The organism is Prosthecobacter sp. (assembly GCF_044222565.1).
GTDB lineage: Bacteria > Verrucomicrobiota > Verrucomicrobiia > Verrucomicrobiales > Verrucomicrobiaceae > Prosthecobacter.
Map to the genome: position 1 here is coordinate 49,956 of NZ_JBGANA010000014.1, position 16,857 is coordinate 66,812.

The following is a 16,857-nucleotide window of genomic DNA, read 5'->3' on the forward strand; positions in this document are numbered from 1 at the left end:
TGCCAGAGCGGACGGTCTGTCATCATGGCCCTCCCCACCACCGACCGTACTCACACCATCGCAGTCTTCTGTGATTTTGAAAACCTCGCCATCGGCGTGAAGGATGCGCAGTATGACAAGTTTGACATGAGCAAGGTACTCGACCGCCTGCTGCTCAAAGGCAGCACCGTCGTGAAGAAAGCCTACTGCGACTGGGACAGGTACAAGAGCTTCAAGGGCAGCATGCACGAGGCCTCCTTTGAACTCATCGAAATCCCCCATGTGCGCCAGTCCGGCAAAAATTCAGCTGACATCCGCATGGTCGTGGACGCCCTTGATCTCTGCTATACCAAGCCGCACGTGGACACCTTCGCCATCGTCAGCGGGGACTCTGATTTCTCCCCCCTCGTCAGCAAGCTGCGGGAGAACAACAAGACCGTCATCGGTGTCGGCGTGAAGCAGTCCACCAGCGGCCTCTTCATCGACAACTGCGACGAATTCATTTTCTACGACGACCTTGTGCGCGAAGAGGAAAAAACCCGCAAACGCCTTGCCCGCGCCAAGCCCGCACCGGCGGCTGCAAGATCTGCCGCCACGCAGGAAAAAAAACCCGGCGGCGATCCCGAGAAAGCCATCCAGACCGTCGTGGAAACGGTCGAGGCCATGCTCTCCCGCAGCGGCAACGACACTGTGTGGGCAGGCCCTGTGAAGCAGGCCATCCGCCGCCGCCAGCCCCAGTTTGACGAGCGTTTTTACGGCTTCAGTTCCTTCAGCGCCCTGCTGGAGTCCGCCGCAGACCTCGGCTTCATAAAGCTGGAGAAAAACGAAAACGGCTACCGCATCAAGATGTCCTCGTCCGAGGAGTAGCCTTCACTGCGCACTCTTTTCAAACGCCCCCGCCCTGCCCTCCAGCAGCGCGAGCGTCTCCCCTGCCAGGTACAACGATCCCGCCACCAGCACCGGCACATTCGTCTTCACCGTCGGCAAAGCATCGGCGATGCGCGCATGCACGCTCACCGGTCGTTCGCCCAGCCCAAGCGCTTGCCAGATCTCGCCCAGTTTCTCCGGTGGCAGCGCGCGCGGTGAATCAAAGCCCGTGAAATGCCAGCCACCAGCGATGGGCGCCAGCTCGCGCATCACCGCAGCCGTGTCCTTGCCGGAGACACCGCCAAAGATGATCTCCGCCTTCTGACCTCCGAACTGCTCGCGCCACGTCTGGGCGAGTACACGCGCGGCATCGATGTTATGTGCACCATCGATGATGCAGCCGCCCACTTTTTGAAATCGCGCGGGCCATTGCACCTCCCGCAGGCCTCGTGCGATCACCTGCTCATCAAAATCTAGTCCCGCGGCCCGCAGCGCCGCCACAGCCATCGCCGCATTCCAGCGCTGATGCGGTCCCGCAAGCCCCGTTTCCCCAGCCCAGGGCGCATCGACCACTGTCAGCGCTGAGCCGCGTTCCTTCGCAGAGCGTGTGATGACTTCCATCGCTTCCTCGCACTGCGTCATCGTGACCACCGGCACGCCGGGCTTGATGATGCCCGCCTTCTCCGCTGCGATCTTTGCCAGCGTGTTTCCCAGCATCTCCATGTGGTCCCAGCCGATGGGCGTGATGACGCTCACCGCAGGCGTGATGGCATTCGTCGCATCCAGCCGCCCGCCGAGCCCGGTCTCCAGCACCACCCACGGATTGCCACGCTGTGCGAACCACTCCAGCGCCAGCGCCAGCGTCAGCTCAAAAAACGTCGGATGCGGCTCCCAGACCGCCGCCCGCTCACGCAGCCGGCTTACCCCCGCCGCGATCTCCTCCGGCGTGATCATCCGCTCCGCATCCCGGATGCGTTCACCAAAATGAATCAAATGCGGCGAAGTAAACAGCCCGGCGTTGATGCCCGCCGCTTTCAAAATCGAATGCATGAAAGCGCAGGTCGAGCCCTTGCCATTCGTTCCCGCCACATGGATGAACCTTTGTCCCGCCGCGGGCAGGCCCAGCTCGCGCAGCAGACGCTGCACATTCTCCAGCCCCAGCTTGATGCCGTAAAACTGCGTGCTGTAGAGCCAGTCGATTTCTTTTTGCGCGGTGCCGTGGGTCATGGGGTCCGGATAAGTGTCCATGGCAGGGGCAGGAAACAAGATCAACCCCTTGGATTCTCATTTCCCACCCGCCAGTCACCGCTATCATGCCCGCGCATGGTTTTGACTCCCGCTTCTGACTCCCCGACCTGGATTAAACGCTTCTGGTGGCTGCTGGCCGCCGTATTCGTCGCGCGTCTCGGACTGATGCTGCTCTTTGTTCAGAATGTGGATCTCATTGGAGATGAGGCCTACTACTGGGACTGGGGCCGCCGGCCGGACTGGTGCTACTACAGCAAGCCCCCCCTGATCGGCTGGATGATGGGGGCGATAGGCTGGCTCACAGGCAATGCCGAGTGGGGCATCCGCTTCGCCTCCCTGCTTCTGGGCACGGTCATTTTGATCATCATGCACCGCATCGCTCTTCTGCTTTTTGACGCCCGCACCGCCTTCCTTACCGCCGTGCTGGTGCTCCTCACACTGGCCAATGCGGGCCTGAACCTTCTTCTCACCATCGATGCCCCGCTGCTTCTGTTCTGGACGCTTGGCCTGCTCCTTTTCTGGCGGGCCGCTGAAAAGCCGGAGAGCATCATTCGCTGGCTCGCGCTGACCCTCGTCATCGGCTTTGGAACTTTGAGCAAACAGATGATGCTGGTCTTTCCCGCCCTCATGCTCGTCTTCGCCTTTGTTTCGCCCCAGGACCGTGCCCTGCTGCGCAATCCATTGATGTGGCTGGCCATTTTCTGCGGCATGACTTTCATCATTCCCGTGCTCCTCTGGAATCAGCAGCACGGCTGGATCACGCTGGAGCACACCAAGCATCACTTCGATGCCAGAAAGGATCTCGGCTTCGACGACTGGCTGGGCCGCACTTTCGAAAACCTCGGCCTGCAGGCTCTCATCTACACGCCGGTGACGTTTGCCGCCTTGATCGCCTCCATGGTCGGAGCATGGAAGCTGCGCAGGCAGCTCACACGTCCCATGCGGTTTGTCATGCTGGCCTCCGCCCCGGGGCTCGCATGTTTCGCACTCCTCGCCTTGCGCCAGCGCATCAATCCCAACTGGCCTGCGGTCTTCTTTGTTCCCGCGTTTATTCTCGCCGCTGCCTGGCTGCGGGGCCTCCCTCCATTCACCGCACACCCCGGCTGGGAGCGCTGGTCCCTGCGGGTGGGGAAGACGCTCACGTTCACCTGCTACGTACTGCTCGTCGGCCTCATCTCTGCCCCCGTTTCATTTTGGGACGCCACTTTCAGTTATTCCCGGTCCAAGTTGGGGGACAAAACCACCGACAAAGTCCTCGGCGCTCTTCACAAACTCGAAGACATGCTCGGCTGGCGCGAGGCCGGCATCGAAGCCCAGGAATTTTTTGAGCTTGTTCCAGATCCGGAAAACACCTTCGTCATGGCGCTCGGTCATCGCTACACCGCGGCCGAAATGGGCTTCTACATGCCCTCCCATCCCCACGTTTATCGCTGGGAGCCGAGCGGCACCGTGCAGTCCCAGTATGAAATCTGGCCCGGGCCCGAGGAGCGCATCGGCTTTGACGCCCTCATTATCGATCGTGGCCCCGCCGAAGCCCTCCTGAAAAATCCCGTCTTCACCACCGCCTTCGAAAAACTCGACTACCGCGGCAACATCCGCATCCCCTGCGGCCTTACCACGCTCGAGCTCAGCGTTTATCTGGGCCGCAATCTCAAGAGCTGGAAGCCCGTCCGCACCGGAAACGACGGGTGATCTCTACGGCAGCCCGCATTCATCATTCCCCCGTTAATGCCCTTCTCCTGGGATCTCAGCCTCCTCCATCAAATCAACACCGCATGGTCTCATCCGGTGCTGGACTGGCTCATGCCGGCGCTGTCCGCCATCGAGGCCTGGCTGCCGCTCATCATCGTGGCCGTGCTGATCACCGCATGGCGCGGCGGGAAGCGAGCGCGCGTCATGCTGCTCTGCGCAGGCATTGCGGTCGCACTGGGTGACGGCGTGATTTCCAACACCCTCAAAAAAACCATCGGCCGCGTGCGTCCGCGCGATGCCAGGGCCGATGTGATCATCCGGGATCTCGGCCATGGCTCACCCGCCTTCATGCGATTGTTTGAAAAGCCGGTGGTCAAACCGAGCGAGCCAAATGGCGCCACCCACGGCAAGTCCTTTCCCTCCAGCCATACCGTCAATCTCTTCGCCGTCGCCACGGTCATCGCCTGCTTTTATCGGCGTGCCGGCATGGTCATGTACCTGCTGGCCGCTGCCGTGGCGTATTCACGCATCTACTGCGGCGCGCACTGGCCCAGCGACATCCCGCCATCCATGGCCCTGGGCATTTTGGTGGGGCTCGCCTTGGTGGGCGTGGCCCGGCGAACGATCCGCGGAGTCTAGACTCAATCTTCGTAAAGCTCCGTGCTGAGCCACTTCACCACTGGCACACCACCATCGCCAGGAGCCAGGGTAAAGGAAACCGTGCAGCCAAAGGAGGCGGCATCGGCGTCGCTTTTCGGTATCACGCCGTCCACATTCATCTGCAGCACCACGGAAGATCCACGCTGCGCGATGCGCACCTCGCTCAGGGTGATGGCGAAGGCATCGGGCTTGAATTTCTTGAGCTGCGGGCCGTCTTTCAGCTTCTTAAAAGCTGCTGCTTTCGCAGGACCCAGCAGATCAGTGCCAGGCGTTACCGCGTCTCCTTCCTGCAGCAGGTAAACAAAAGCGCTCGTGGTGTCCCACTTGGCATTGCATGTCTGCACGACGAACTGGGAATCACCCGACCACTCGGCTTCACAGCTCATGTGATTGTACCGCGCCCTGTCGCCAAAGTGTTTTCCCCGGAGAGTGCCGATAATCTTTTTCGTGCTCAGATCGACGACGTAGTTAAGGAGGTCCGGATCATCGGGATCCACCGAAAGACGGCCTTCCTCGTCGGCATCGCCCTCAGTCACCGCTTTTCCCTTCAGGCCCCAGGCGAGTGCGTAGTTGCCGTCCCGCGACTCTGTCCCGGCGATCATGCGCCATCCTTCGCCCGTCATGGCGGCGGGTGTAGCCGCAGCAGCACCGGCAGGCTCCTCTTCCTCTTCGAGTTTTCGAGCACGCTCGATCACTGAGGCAGCCAGTTCATGCTGGGTCGTGTAGGTTTCGGCGGCGGTCTCATCGGCATTCAAGGGCAGCTCGAGGTTTTTGATGCCCGTAGTGTCCGCAGGCGCACCAGCGGGAAACTGCGCCTTTTTTTCCAGCAGCCGGATGAGCTGGTTCTTCGCGAAGTAGTAGCGCTTTTCGACCACATCCGTGGGCGCTTTCGGAATCATGCGCCAGGTTTCAGAACGGTCTAGCGTGAAGAGCAGGCGGTCGCCCTTGAAATAATACTGCACTTTGGTCTCCCCATGATCATCAGAGTTGATCATCTCCACTTTGACGAAGCCTTTGTCCCCGTCACTTTTCCACACATGATTCTGGATGCTCCCCCTTCCAGATTTTCGGCGCCATAGGAGTAGTGCTGCCACTCCTTGAAATGGGCGTCAGTCTCGTCAAACGCCGCGATGATCTCATTCAGAGCGGCTTTGTCCTGGGCATGAAGAGTCATGCCCAGCACAAGAATGGAGAAGCAGACAACGATGGGTTTCATACGAGCACAAGTGTGAAAGAGAAAACGGCCCAATCAATCACCGCTGCGTTTTTCGGAGCGTCTCCCCTTACTTGCCTTTGATGGAGTTCAGCACCTTGCTGACCTCGTCGCCATGTTTCTTCAAGGACTCCAGCGGGACGACATTGAAGAGCATGAAAAACGTGTCGCCAGATTTGGGCGCAAACACAGCGCAGTTCACCGCCATCTTGACGCCTTCGAGCGTGACGTTGCCGTTGAGAAAGGTGACTTTGAAGCCGTTGAGCTCGCCCTTTTCGGGTTCACCCAGCCACTTGATGCCTTTGAGCTCCTCTTCCAGGCCTTCCTTGGCGTCGTCGATGGCCGTGGCAGCCTCCGCCGAATCCAGGGCCATGAGCTCCATGTTCACCAGTTCATCCGGAGAGGAGGCAGAGAGCGACCCATCACCAAGCTCGATCTTCCAAGATTCGGGAAAGGTGATGGAAAAGACCGGCATTTTCTCCGGGTAGTTGAAGACCTGGTCTTCAGACATGGCGGGCGTCAAAACGAGTGCGAGGAGGCAGCAGAGGAGGGATTTTTTCATGGATTGGAGAGGCGAGCTTGGTTCTAAACGAACAACCCCTTTTTCGTATTCGGAGAAAGGGGTTGTTGAGGTGGATGGAAGGACGGGAGGTTTTATTTTGCTTTCAAGGAGCCGATCACGCCGCTGATCGCAGCGCCGTGCTTGTCGCTGCCTTCCTTGGAGGAAATGCATGAAAGCAGGATGTAGTTCTTGGCGCCCGGCTTGGCCAGCAGCACGAGGTTGATGAAGGCTTTGCCGTCCTCGTCTTCACCCTGTGCATTGAGGATGGCGATTCCCAGGCCGTCCTTCTCTCCCTTTTGCATCTCGTCATACTTCATGTTCTTGAAGTCAGACATGGTCTCCTTCGCTTCTTTGACCGCTGCGTCAAAACTGTCCAGCCCGGCTTCGAGTTCAATAACCTCGACGATCACGCTTTCATCATCCTTCGAGGGCGTGGCCAGCAGGTCACCGTCATCATACTTCACCGCCCAGGTGTCTGGCAGCGTGAAGGAGAGAAGCGGAGCTTCCTTGGGGAAATCCACGGCCTTGTCAGCCGCGGAAGCCAGAGGAGCAGAAAGGAGAACAGCCAGACCTAGAAGAAGCGCGATTTTCATGGTGTTTAGGAGAAGAGACGGGCTTGTGCCCGCCGAAGCGCAGAGCAACCCTCTCGACCGAATTATTGTCAACAAGGGCACACTAGCTGAATCCTTTATCTGACCCTCCTACATCGGCCACTCGATCTCAGTCTCTCCGTGCATAATCTCCGCCAGCACCGGCACATCCAGGAATTGCTCGAGCACCATGCGGTTGCTGATGCTCGCGGCGTCCCGCTCCTCCTGTACGTAGTTGAGGATGACTCCCGCGCAGATCAGCCCCCGCGCCTGAATATTGCGCACCGTCAGGATGGTGTGGTTCAGACAGCCGAGCTTGTTGTTCACCACCACGATCACTGGCAGCGCGAGGCGCTGGGCGAAGTCCGCCATGGTGGAGAATTCATTCAGCGGCACCTCCCATCCGCCGGCACCTTCCACCAGCACATGCTCATGGCGCTGCGCCAGTTCCTGAAAACGGGCGATGACCTCGTTCAGTTCAAACCGCCGGTTCTCCATCATCGCCGCTGCATAGGGCGCGGCAGGCACTTTGAGCCACACCGGATTCACCTCCTCCACAGTCAGCCCTTCACTGCTGGCATTCGCAAGATGCACCGCATCCTCACGCCCGCCGCAGACAAACGGCTTGAAGCCGGCGGCGGTTTTGCCTTCGCGCTTCAAAGCCTCCAGCAGCAGGCAGGTGACGTAGGTTTTGCCTGCATCAGTATCGGTGCCGGTGATGAAGTAATGGGACATCAGCCGATCTGGGCGAGAACTGCAGAAGCAATCTTGTCCGCCTGCGCTTCAAGATACTCCACGTCACGACCTTCCACCAGCAGGCGGATGAGCGACTCCGTGCCCGAGTAGCGCAGCAATACACGACCGTAGTCGCCCAGCTTCTTCTCCGTCTCCTTGATGATCTTCTGCGCCTCGACGAGCTGGTCCACGGGCGGCTTGGTGCGCACACGCAGATTGCGCGAGCACTGCGGGAATTTTTTCAGGCACTTGCGCAGCTCGCTGAGCGGCTCGCCGGTCTCCTTCATGATGCGCAGGACCTGCAGGCCCGAAATGAGGCCGTCCCCGGTGGTGGCCCAGTCGCCAAAGATGATGTGGCCGCTCTGCTCGCCGCCGAAGTTCAGGCCGCGCGCACGCATTTCTTCCAGCACATAGCGGTCGCCCACGCCGGTCCGGATCACCCGGCCACCGAGGCGTGAAACGAGGTCATCGAGGCCGTAATTGCTCATCACCGTGACGGCCAGCGTGTTCTGCTTGAGCGTGCCTTTGCGCAGCATGGACTCCGCCGCGATGGCCATGAGTTCGTCGCCGTCCAAGGCAATGGCCAGCTCGTCGCACAACGCGCCGCGGTCCGCGTCTCCATCATGGGCTATGCCCGCATGCGCCTGGCACTGGCGCACGATGCGCTCGATCTCCTCCGAATGCGTGCAGCCGCACTCTTCATTGATGTTGAAACCGTCCGGCTCTGAGTGGAAAACCTGCACATCCGCACCGAGCTGCTCCAGTGCGAGAGCACTGGTGAAAGAGGAGGCTCCATGCGCATTATCCAGCGCCACGCGCATGCCATCCAGACGTATGCCACCCATCGAGGCGACTGCGTGCTGCACATAGCGGTCCACGCCATCCGCCAGTTTGGTGATGCGGCCGATGCCACGGCCTTCCGGGCGCGGCGTGTCCTCGGTGCCGAGCACCAGGCGCTCGATGGCGGACTCCGTTTTGTCGTTGAGCTTGTGCCCGTCGCCATGCACGAATTTAACGCCATTGTCCTTGAAGGGATTATGGGAGGCGGAAACGACCACCCCAAAGTTAGCCCCGAGCTGGGCGCTGAGCATGGCCACCGCCGGGGTGGGCACCTGCCCCGCGAGGATCACGTCCACACCGGCGGAATTCAATCCGGCGGCGATCGCTGACTCCAACATTTCCCCGGAAGCGCGGGTATCACGGCCCAGCACCACCTTGGGGCGTTCCCCTCCCTCCTGTTTGCCGCCAAGCACGACGGCAGCGGCCTGCGAGAGACGCATGACGAACTCAGGGGTCATTGGATGACGGTTGGCCACGGCACGAACGCCGTCGGTGCCGAAGAACTGGCGCTTTTCAGACATAGGACGGCGGCTTTAGCGCAGGACTTCCTAAGTGTCAAAGACCCGTGGCACCGCCGATGGCTCCCGCTGGCTTGTCTGCGGGCTTCGTCGAGGCATTGGGGGGCGAAAGGGTGGGCTCCAGCTCGGACGGCACCTGGACCGGCGGTGGAATGACCGGCGTCAGCTGCGAAGGCGCGGGAGAGGTGGGAACCGGGATCCGCGCCGGCGGCGGCATGGTGTAAGCCGGCGCATAGCGCGCATCCTGCGCCTTGATCATGAACCAGAACAAAAACGCCAGCACCAGAGAAATGATTTTCTCCCGCCAGTTCAGCGTGACGAGTTCTTTAAGCTGATGACCCCAGTTCATGACTGCCCTCCGTTGCGGTTTCCACTGTACCGGCAGCACCGCCGGTGAGGATTTCATTGATGCGCTGGCGCAGTTCCTCAGGCTCCAGATCGTGCTCCAGCTTGCCTTGAAAGCACAGGGAGAGCGCGCCCGTCTCCTCGGAAACCACCAGCGCGATCGCATCCGTCTCCTCGGAGATGCCCATGCCGGCGCGGTGGCGCAGTCCGATCGCGCGGTCCTGAATGTCCTTCTGGCTCACGGGAAAAACACAGCCCGCGGCCGAGATGCGGCCCTGGTCAATGATCGCCCCACCATCATGCAGTGAGGTTTTGGGCTGAAAAATCGTGGTCACCAGCTCATTGGAGATCACCGCATCCAGCTCCACCCCGGACTCGGCATAGGGCTTGAGGTCAATGCCCCGCTTCAGGGCAAACAACGCCCCGCAGCGGCGTGAGGAGAGCTGCTGCATGGCCTCCATCAGCACATCCAGCGCCTCGGGATCGGGACGGTTGAAGGAAAAAATGCGGCTGCTGCCCAGCTCCGCCAGCACGCGCCGCAGCTCAGGCTGGAAAATGATGACCAGCGCGATGGCCAGGAAGACCGAAAAACGCTGCAGCAGGCTGCTGATGACGGAAAGCTCCAGCAGCAGGGAGATCAGCGCCAGGCTCAGCAGCAGCACCAGCAGCCCGGTCAGAATGCGTGCGCCGCGTGTCGCGCGGAAGAACAGGTAACCATGATACGCCAGCGCGGCGAGGATCAAAATCTCCACGCCGTCGCGCCAGTGCTCTGTCAGAAAGTTCCACATGCCATTCGCTCCGTGCTGCTGCGTGGAAACACTTGCACGGGGCGGATTGTTTCTCAAAAGAAGAATCGTTTTGGCCTGTGATTGACGGCGGCTAGGGTGGGACGCATGCCAGCCGCCAGCCCGAACCCCTCTCCCACGCCCGGACAGAATGATCTGTTCGGCACGCCTGTGGCCGAGGTGGTCTCCGCTCCGCCCGCCCTCCGCATCGCCCGCGTACAGCTCGAAGGCGCGGCGGCCATGGAGCTGGATTATGCCATCCCGGAAGGCCTTGAACATTCCGTCGTTGTCGGATCGCGGGTGATGGTGCCGCTGCAAAACCGCCGGATGAATGCGGTGGTGCTGGCTCTGCTGGACGAGTCACCCCACCGTGGACGCCTCAAGGAAGTTGCCACCGTCGTGGCAAAGCGCCCCATGTTCACCCCGGCCCTGCTCAGGCTGGCACGCTGGATCGCCGAATACTATCTCGTCTCCGTCCACACCGTGCTGCGCACCATGCTGCCCCAGGCCGTGCGGGACAAGCCGGGCAGTTTTGTCATGGACAGCCATCTCAAGCAGCTGCGCGAGCCGCCGCCGGACGAATACGAAAAACTCCGCCACAAAGCCCCCATGCAGGCACGCATTCTCGACATCCTGCGCAGTTGCAAAGGTGAGGCGACTCTGAGCCAGATCCGGAAAGATGTGCCACGTGCGGCCTCCATCATACCATCCCTGCTCAAGGCGGGGTGGATCTCCCGCAGCGAAGTCCGCGTGGAGCGCGATCCTTTTCACGACGAGGCCTTTCTGCCCAGCCAGGCGCTCCAGCTCACCGAAGAGCAGCAAGTGGCGTTCAACCGCGTCTCCGCCGCGCTCGACTCCACCGAGCAGCCCCGGCCCCTGCTCCTGCACGGCATCACCGGCAGCGGAAAAACCGAGGTGTACCTCCAGGCCATCGCCAAAGTGCTGGAACGCGGCAAAACAGCGCTCGTGCTGGTGCCTGAAATCGCCCTGACGCCTCAGACCATCGAGCGTTTCAAGGCGCGCTTTTCCGACCGCAGCGAGCGCATCGCCGTGCTGCACAGCCACCTGAGCGATGGCGAGCGCCACGACGAGTGGTTCAAAATTCACGAAGACCGCGCCGACATCGTCATCGGCGCCCGCAGCGCCATCTTCGCCCCCCTGGAGCGCCTCGGCATCATCATCGTGGACGAAGAGCACGAGCCCTCTTTCAAACAGGACGAAACACCGCGCTATCACGCGCGGGACGTGGCCGTCGTGCGTGGGGGAATTGAGAAATGCGTGGTGCTTCTCGGCAGCGCCACACCCAGCCTGGAATCCTTTGAAAATGCAGCGAGCGGAAAGTACGAACTGCTCAAAATGCTGCAGCGCACCGATGGCCGCACCCTGCCGCTGATCCGCATTGTGGACATGCGCATGGAGCGCCGGAAAGGCACAGGCACCACGGTGGCAAACGCCGGCATCCTCTCCGAAAAGCTGCGCGCGGCCATCACCTCCCGCCTGGAAAAAAAGGAGCAGACCATCCTGTTTTTAAACCGCCGCGGCTTCAATACCTCCCTGACCTGCATGGCCTGTGGTGAAACCATCCAGTGCCAGGACTGCAGCATCCCCATGACGCTGCACAAGCATGAAAACCGGCTTGTCTGCCACGTCTGCGGCTCACGACGGCTTCCCCCTTCCAAGTGCCCTTTCTGCCACGAGCCGGGCATGAAATTTGCGGGATATGGTACAGAACGGGTCGAAGTGGTGGTGCGTGAGGTTTTCCCCCAGGCCCGCATCGCCCGGGTGGATACGGACACCATTCAGCGCAAAAACCAGCTCCGCGACCTCCTGCGGGATTTCCGAGCCCAGAAGCTGGATCTCCTCATCGGCACGCAGATGATCGCCAAAGGCCTCGATTTTCCCAATGTGACCCTCGTCGGCGTGCTAAATGCCGATCTGGCGCTCAATCTGCCGGATTTCCGTGCGGCAGAGCGCACGCTGCAGCTCTTGGTGCAGGTGGCCGGACGCGCAGGGCGCGGCGAGGTTAAAGGCGAGGTGGTGGTGCAGACCTACGCGCCCCACAGCCCGGCGGTGCAGTTTTCCCGGCACAACGATTTCGAAGGCTTTGCCCAGCAGGAACTGGAGCAGCGGCGCGCGTTTCACTACCCTCCGTACACCCACGTCGTCATCCTCGCCAGCCGCGGAAAACACCAGGCCATGGCTGAATTTGCCCTGCAAACACTGCACCGCCGCCTCCTGGAAGGCCTGGGCGAAGACGTTCTCATGGGGGAGCCGGCCCCCTGCGCCATGGCCAAGGCGCATGGACAATTCCGCTTCCAGCTCCTGCTGCGGACCGCCAAAATCCGCCCTCTCTGCCGCCACATCCAGCAGGTGATGCAAGCAACTAGCCTGCCAGACGACGTGATTGTGACGTGGGATGTTGATCCAGTTTCACTTTTATAAAAATTCTTTGGCCGCGCAAAGAATCCAAGGGAACATTGACATCAAGCGTCCCGATTCAATATTCCCCTCCTTCATGACGACAGAGAAACGCACCTCCTGCCTCCGCCTCGGATGCCTTGCCATCCTTGCTTTTGCGCTTTCTGCCTGTTCAGACACGGTCGTGGGCCCCGGAGGAAAGATTTCCAAGGTGAAGTATTACCACCTGATGCCGTTCTTTACGCCGCAGACGACGAACCCGACGATTCTGTTTGAGCGCCAGCACTACATCTACGGTGCTGTGACCAAAAAAGAAATCGTGGACCGTTTCGGCCACTACTACGCCTTCTTCTGGAAGGCCAATGAGCGCACCGGACCAGTGACCGTCCGCTTTGAATACCAGCAGGCCCAGTCCGGTCTCCGCAAATTTGTTCAAGAGCTGATCGTGGATGACGTCCGCCGCAGCAATGTTTCCAAATTCCAAGTCGTCGGCCCCGAGTATCAAAAAAATGGCCGCGTGATCGCATGGCGCGTAAGCATCCTGCGAGGCAAGGAGGAGCTGGTCAGCCAGCAATCCGCGCTCTGGAACTAACCCCGCAACGCATGACTCCTCCCACTCATATTCTTGTCGGCTCCATCGGACGCGTGTTCTGGATGAGGGTGGATGGCCGGGGCACTTTCCAAAACAGCCTCCAGGCCAAAAAAGCGCTTCAGCGTGTGATCGAGCAGGGAATGAAAAATCTCGTCGTCGATCTCGAGCGCTGTCCCATGATGGACTCCACCTTCCTGGGCATGCTGACGGGAGCCGCCCTGAACCTCCGCGAGTCTGGCAGCGGATCTTTGAGTGTCGTCAACGCCAACCAGCGCAACCTGCAGCTGCTCACCAGCCTGGGCCTGGACCACATTCTTGAGCTGGACCGTGACGGGAAGCTCTGGGAGGCCGAACGCAAGGCCGTCTGCGACGCCCTGCAGAACTGCGGTGAAAACATGGTCGAATGCAAGGAGGCGCAGACCCAGCATGTGCTCTCCGCCCACCAGGCTCTGGCCAATGTCAGCGCCGCCAACGAGAGCCGCTTTCACGATGTAATCGAATTTTTGGAAAAAGAGCTGGAGGCTGGCACATCCCCTGTTCCTGCCTGAGGGCGCCCCCCGGATGAGCCGGGCCGCCGATTGAAACCATGATCACCGCTCTCCTCGTCCTGATCGTACTGCTGATGACGGCGGGACTCGTAATGCTGTCAAAAATTGCACGTCAGCAGCGCCATGCCATCGCCGAACTCCGTGCCGAGGAGGAGGCCATCGTGGCCGAGGAACGGCGCATGTTTCACTACCTTCACGATCTCGGAGAGGCCATCTGGCGTGACGATCAGCAGGCTTCCATGTACCGGCTCATTGTCGAAGGTGCCATACGTGTCACGCAAAGCACCGGCGGCGCCCTCTACCTCTTTGATGCCGCCTCGCAGCAGCTCGTCCCCCGGCACTATTCCGATTTTTGCGCCCCTCTCATTGCCCTGCCGGAGCGCGTCCGCCAGCAGATGAAGGAGAACTCGGCCACCCTGCTGAGCACACTGCGCATGAACGCTGAGTCAATCCAGTCGGGCCTTCTCGGCGGCATCTTCACCCAGCAGAAAACAGATCTGCTCCCCGACATCGGGATGGATCCGCGCCTGGGCGAGCACCTCGTTCCGTCGCAGCAAAATGTCACCGCCATGATCGGCCCCCTCAGCTTTGGCACCCGCAGGCTTGGCGTGCTGGCCGTCACTTCTCCCAAAGAAGGCCGCAGCTACAACGCCAACGATTTCGAAGTCTTCAACTCCCTCATCGAGCAGTCCGCGTTCGCCCTGGCCAATGCCATGTCCCATCAGGAAGCGGCAAAAAACCGCATGGACCAGCAGGAGCTGCAAAACGCCAGTCAGATCCAGAAGGTGCTGCTCCCGGAGGCGGATCCCCAGGTGCCCGGCTTTGTCATTGCCGGCAAAAACATTCCCGCACGCACGCTGAGCGGCGATTACTTTGACTATCTGCCACTCCCGGACGGTCGTTTCGGCGCTGTCATTGCCGACGTTTCGGGCAAAGGCCTGGGTGCCGCCATGATCACTGTCATGTGCCGCACTCTCATGCGGGCCAAATCCCAAAACTCCACGTCTCCCAGCGCAGTTCTTGCCGCGGTGAACCGGCAGATCGCCCCGGACATCCGCGAGGACATGTTCATCACTATGTCCTACGTCGTGATGGAGCAAAATGGCTCAAAACTGACCCTCTCTCGCGCCGGTCACAACGCCGCACTGCTGTGGCGCAAGGCCACTGGCAAAGTCGAGGCCATCCACCCTTCCGGACTCGGCGTGGGGATCGACAAAGGAGCAGTTTTTGAGCGCGTCACCAAAGACGCCGAATTTGAGATGCAGCCGGGTGACACCCTCCTGCTCTACACGGACGGGGTCAACGAAGCCATGGATCCCAAAGGCGTGGAATTTGGGGAGGAACGCGTGGAGGAGGAGCTCGCCAAGCACGCCCCCAATGGTCCCAAGGCGGTCATCGGCGGGATTATCCTTGATTTGGAGCACTTTCTGAAAGGTCGGCGTTCCCATGACGACATCACCTTGATTGCCATCCAGAAGACGGCATAGTCGCGGCCCCCCAAAAACCCGCGAAATCCTATGACCGAGCCGAGTCCCGATACGACCCAGCAGCCCTCTTTCGAAGAAGTTCCGAATCCCGAAGCCACTGCTCCGGCAGAAGATCCGGCGCCCGTTGATCCCATGACAGCGCTGGCGCTCGAAGCAGAACGCTGGAAAGACATGGCCTATCGCAGCCAGGCGGAGCTGGACAACTTCCGCAAGCGCTCCGCCCGCGAGGCCCAGGAAACCCGAGCCTACGCCAATGCCGACCTCCTGCGTGCGCTGTTCCCCATTTTGGACAATTTTGACATGGGCCTCGAAGCCGCCCGCGCCGAGTCGGAAAAGTCCATGATCTTCATGGGCATGAGCATGGTCAGCCGCCAGTTGCAGGATTTCCTGCGTGAGAGCGGTGTGCAGGAAGTTGAAGCCCAGGGCAAAGTTTTTGACCCCAATCTTCATGAGGCCGTCGCCCAGGAGGCCAGCGCCTCCGTTCCCGAAGGCACCATCCTCCGCGTGACCCGCCGTGGCTACAAACTCAAAGACCGCCTCCTGCGGGCCGCCAGCGTCATCGTTTCCAGTGGTCCCCAGGCTCCTGCACAGGCGTAACCTCCTCTCCACACTGTTATGGCCGACAAACGCGATTATTATGAAGTCCTTGGCGTCTCCCGCGACGTCTCCGCCGAGGATTTGAAAAAAGCCTACCGCAAGCTCGCGGTGAAGTATCACCCCGACAAGAATCCCGACGACAAAACTGCCGAAGGTAAGTTCAAGGAGGTGGGAGAGGCCTACGATGTGCTCAGCGACGAGCAAAAACGCGCCGCGTACGACCGCTACGGCCACGCCGCCTTTGCCGGTGGCATGGGCGGGCCTTCCGCCGGCGGCGGTGGCTTCCACGATCCGTTTGACATCTTCCGCGATGTCTTTGGCGGAGGCGGTGGTGGCGGCATCTTCGAACAGTTCTTTGGTGGCGGGGGCGGAGGCGGCGGTGGCCGCCGTCGCGACGGCCCCCAGCGCGGCAGCGATTTGCGCTATGGCATGGAAATCTCCCTCGAAGACGCCGCGCATGGCGTGGAGCGTGAGATCGAATACGAGCGCAGCGCCTCCTGCAAGACCTGCTCCGGCTCCGGCTCCGCCAGTGGTGGCGGGAAAAAGACCTGCCGCACCTGCGGCGGCGTCGGCCAGGTGATCAGCTCCCGTGGCTTCTTCCAGATTCAGCAGACCTGCCCGGACTGCAGCGGCAGCGGCGAAACGATCAGCGATCCCTGCCGTGCCTGCAGCGGCACCGGCCGCACCAAGGAGCGCACCAAAGTGCGCGTCAAGGTGCCTGCGGGCATCGAAGACGGCTCCCGTCTGCGCTCGACCGGCAATGGCGACCTCGGCATCAAAAACGGCCCCTCCGGCGACCTCTACATCGTCGTCCAGGTCAAACCGCACGAAATCTTCGAACGTGAGGGCAACGACCTGCACTGCGACATTCCGCTCTCGTTCGCCATCGCCGCCCTCGGTGGTGAGCTCACCGTGCCCACCATGGAGTCCAAGGCGTCCGTCAAGGTTCCTGCCGGCACCCAAAACGGCACCACCTTCCGCCTGCGCGCAAAGGGCATGAAAATCCTTGGCGAAGACCGCCATGGCGATCTCTACGTCCACGTCCAGATCGCCGTGCCCACCAAGCTCAATTCCGAACAGCGCGAGAAACTCGAAGAATTCGCCAAATCCCTCGGCGAGCAGACCTCCCCTATGGAGGAAAGCTTCTTCGAGAAGGCGAAAAAGTTCTTCCGTTAATCCTC

At 60.8% G+C, this 16,857-nt stretch carries 18 protein-coding genes; 9 read left to right on the forward strand and 9 right to left on the reverse strand.

From position 1 onward, the window contains the following. Positions 1 to 24 precede the first annotated feature (24 nt). Complete coding sequence (locus tag ACILSR_RS20115) at positions 25 to 846, forward strand: NYN domain-containing protein (protein WP_395751587.1); 822 nt, start codon at positions 25 to 27, stop codon at positions 844 to 846. A gap of 3 nt (positions 847 to 849) precedes the next feature. On the opposite strand, the gene ACILSR_RS20120 is transcribed toward ACILSR_RS20115, so the two are convergent. Further along, positions 850 to 2,094 carry a bifunctional folylpolyglutamate synthase/dihydrofolate synthase gene (locus tag ACILSR_RS20120; RefSeq protein ID WP_395751588.1) on the reverse strand — a complete coding sequence of 415 codons (1,245 nt, stop codon included), beginning with the start codon at positions 2,092 to 2,094 and terminating at the stop codon, positions 850 to 852. Positions 2,095 to 2,169: 75 nt separating this feature from the next. Between ACILSR_RS20120 and ACILSR_RS20125 the strand changes: the two genes are divergently transcribed. Then, on the forward strand, positions 2,170 to 3,786 hold the full coding sequence (locus ACILSR_RS20125) for an ArnT family glycosyltransferase (protein ID WP_395751589.1): 1,617 nt from the start codon (positions 2,170 to 2,172) through the stop codon (positions 3,784 to 3,786). Positions 3,787 to 3,822: 36 nt separating this feature from the next. Continuing rightward, the gene (locus ACILSR_RS20130; RefSeq protein WP_395751590.1) at positions 3,823 to 4,425 is read left to right on the forward strand and encodes a phosphatase PAP2 family protein; all 603 of its coding nucleotides are present in this window, start codon (positions 3,823 to 3,825) and stop codon (positions 4,423 to 4,425) included. 2 nt (positions 4,426 to 4,427) lie between these two features. On the opposite strand, the gene ACILSR_RS20135 is transcribed toward ACILSR_RS20130, so the two are convergent. The 8 genes from ACILSR_RS20135 to cdaA all read right to left on the reverse strand — a co-directional run bounded on the left by ACILSR_RS20135 (position 4,428) and on the right by cdaA (position 10,037). Then, a complete protein-coding gene (locus tag ACILSR_RS20135; protein WP_395751591.1) occupies positions 4,428 to 5,441 on the reverse strand; it encodes a hypothetical protein in 1,014 nt (337 codons plus the stop codon). Continuing rightward, entirely contained in the window at positions 5,438 to 5,662 is a 225-nt protein-coding gene (locus ACILSR_RS20140; RefSeq protein ID WP_395751592.1) for a hypothetical protein, read from the reverse strand. The genes ACILSR_RS20135 and ACILSR_RS20140 overlap by 4 nt, the downstream gene beginning before the upstream one ends. Before the next feature lie 67 nt (positions 5,663 to 5,729). Next, entirely contained in the window at positions 5,730 to 6,221 is a 492-nt protein-coding gene (locus ACILSR_RS20145; RefSeq protein WP_395751593.1) for a hypothetical protein, read from the reverse strand. A gap of 92 nt (positions 6,222 to 6,313) precedes the next feature. Beyond that, a complete protein-coding gene (locus ACILSR_RS20150; protein WP_395751594.1) occupies positions 6,314 to 6,814 on the reverse strand; it encodes a hypothetical protein in 501 nt (166 codons plus the stop codon). Between the two features lie 108 nt (positions 6,815 to 6,922). Then, a complete protein-coding gene (gene bioD / locus ACILSR_RS20155) occupies positions 6,923 to 7,546 on the reverse strand; it encodes a dethiobiotin synthase (protein ID WP_395751595.1) in 624 nt (207 codons plus the stop codon). Next, a complete protein-coding gene (gene glmM / locus ACILSR_RS20160; protein ID WP_395751596.1) occupies positions 7,546 to 8,907 on the reverse strand; it encodes a phosphoglucosamine mutase in 1,362 nt (453 codons plus the stop codon). Before glmM ends, bioD begins: the two co-directional genes overlap by 1 nt. Positions 8,908 to 8,941: 34 nt before the next feature. Further along, the gene (locus ACILSR_RS20165) at positions 8,942 to 9,253 is read right to left on the reverse strand and encodes a hypothetical protein (RefSeq protein WP_395751597.1); all 312 of its coding nucleotides are present in this window, start codon (positions 9,251 to 9,253) and stop codon (positions 8,942 to 8,944) included. Continuing rightward, a complete protein-coding gene (cdaA, locus tag ACILSR_RS20170) occupies positions 9,231 to 10,037 on the reverse strand; it encodes a diadenylate cyclase CdaA (protein WP_395751598.1) in 807 nt (268 codons plus the stop codon). Before cdaA ends, ACILSR_RS20165 begins: the two co-directional genes overlap by 23 nt. Positions 10,038 to 10,142: 105 nt before the next feature. Between cdaA and priA the strand changes: the two genes are divergently transcribed. The 6 genes from priA to dnaJ all read left to right on the forward strand — a co-directional run bounded on the left by priA (position 10,143) and on the right by dnaJ (position 16,852). Continuing rightward, entirely contained in the window at positions 10,143 to 12,476 is a 2,334-nt protein-coding gene (priA, locus tag ACILSR_RS20175; RefSeq protein WP_395751599.1) for a primosomal protein N', read from the forward strand. Between the two features lie 73 nt (positions 12,477 to 12,549). Continuing rightward, positions 12,550 to 13,044: a hypothetical protein gene (locus ACILSR_RS20180; RefSeq protein ID WP_395751600.1), complete on the forward strand. Its 495-nt coding sequence runs from the start codon at positions 12,550 to 12,552 to the stop codon at positions 13,042 to 13,044. Between the two features lie 11 nt (positions 13,045 to 13,055). Continuing rightward, complete coding sequence (locus ACILSR_RS20185; protein ID WP_395751601.1) at positions 13,056 to 13,592, forward strand: STAS domain-containing protein; 537 nt, start codon at positions 13,056 to 13,058, stop codon at positions 13,590 to 13,592. Between the two features lie 38 nt (positions 13,593 to 13,630). After that, positions 13,631 to 15,079, forward strand: coding sequence for a GAF domain-containing SpoIIE family protein phosphatase (locus ACILSR_RS20190; protein WP_395751602.1), 1,449 nt, complete (start codon positions 13,631 to 13,633; stop codon positions 15,077 to 15,079). 30 nt (positions 15,080 to 15,109) lie between these two features. Continuing rightward, positions 15,110 to 15,676, forward strand: coding sequence for a nucleotide exchange factor GrpE (locus tag ACILSR_RS20195; RefSeq protein WP_395751603.1), 567 nt, complete (start codon positions 15,110 to 15,112; stop codon positions 15,674 to 15,676). Between the two features lie 18 nt (positions 15,677 to 15,694). Beyond that, positions 15,695 to 16,852, forward strand: coding sequence for a molecular chaperone DnaJ (gene dnaJ / locus ACILSR_RS20200; RefSeq protein WP_395751604.1), 1,158 nt, complete (start codon positions 15,695 to 15,697; stop codon positions 16,850 to 16,852). The last annotated feature ends 5 nt before the right edge of the window (positions 16,853 to 16,857 follow it).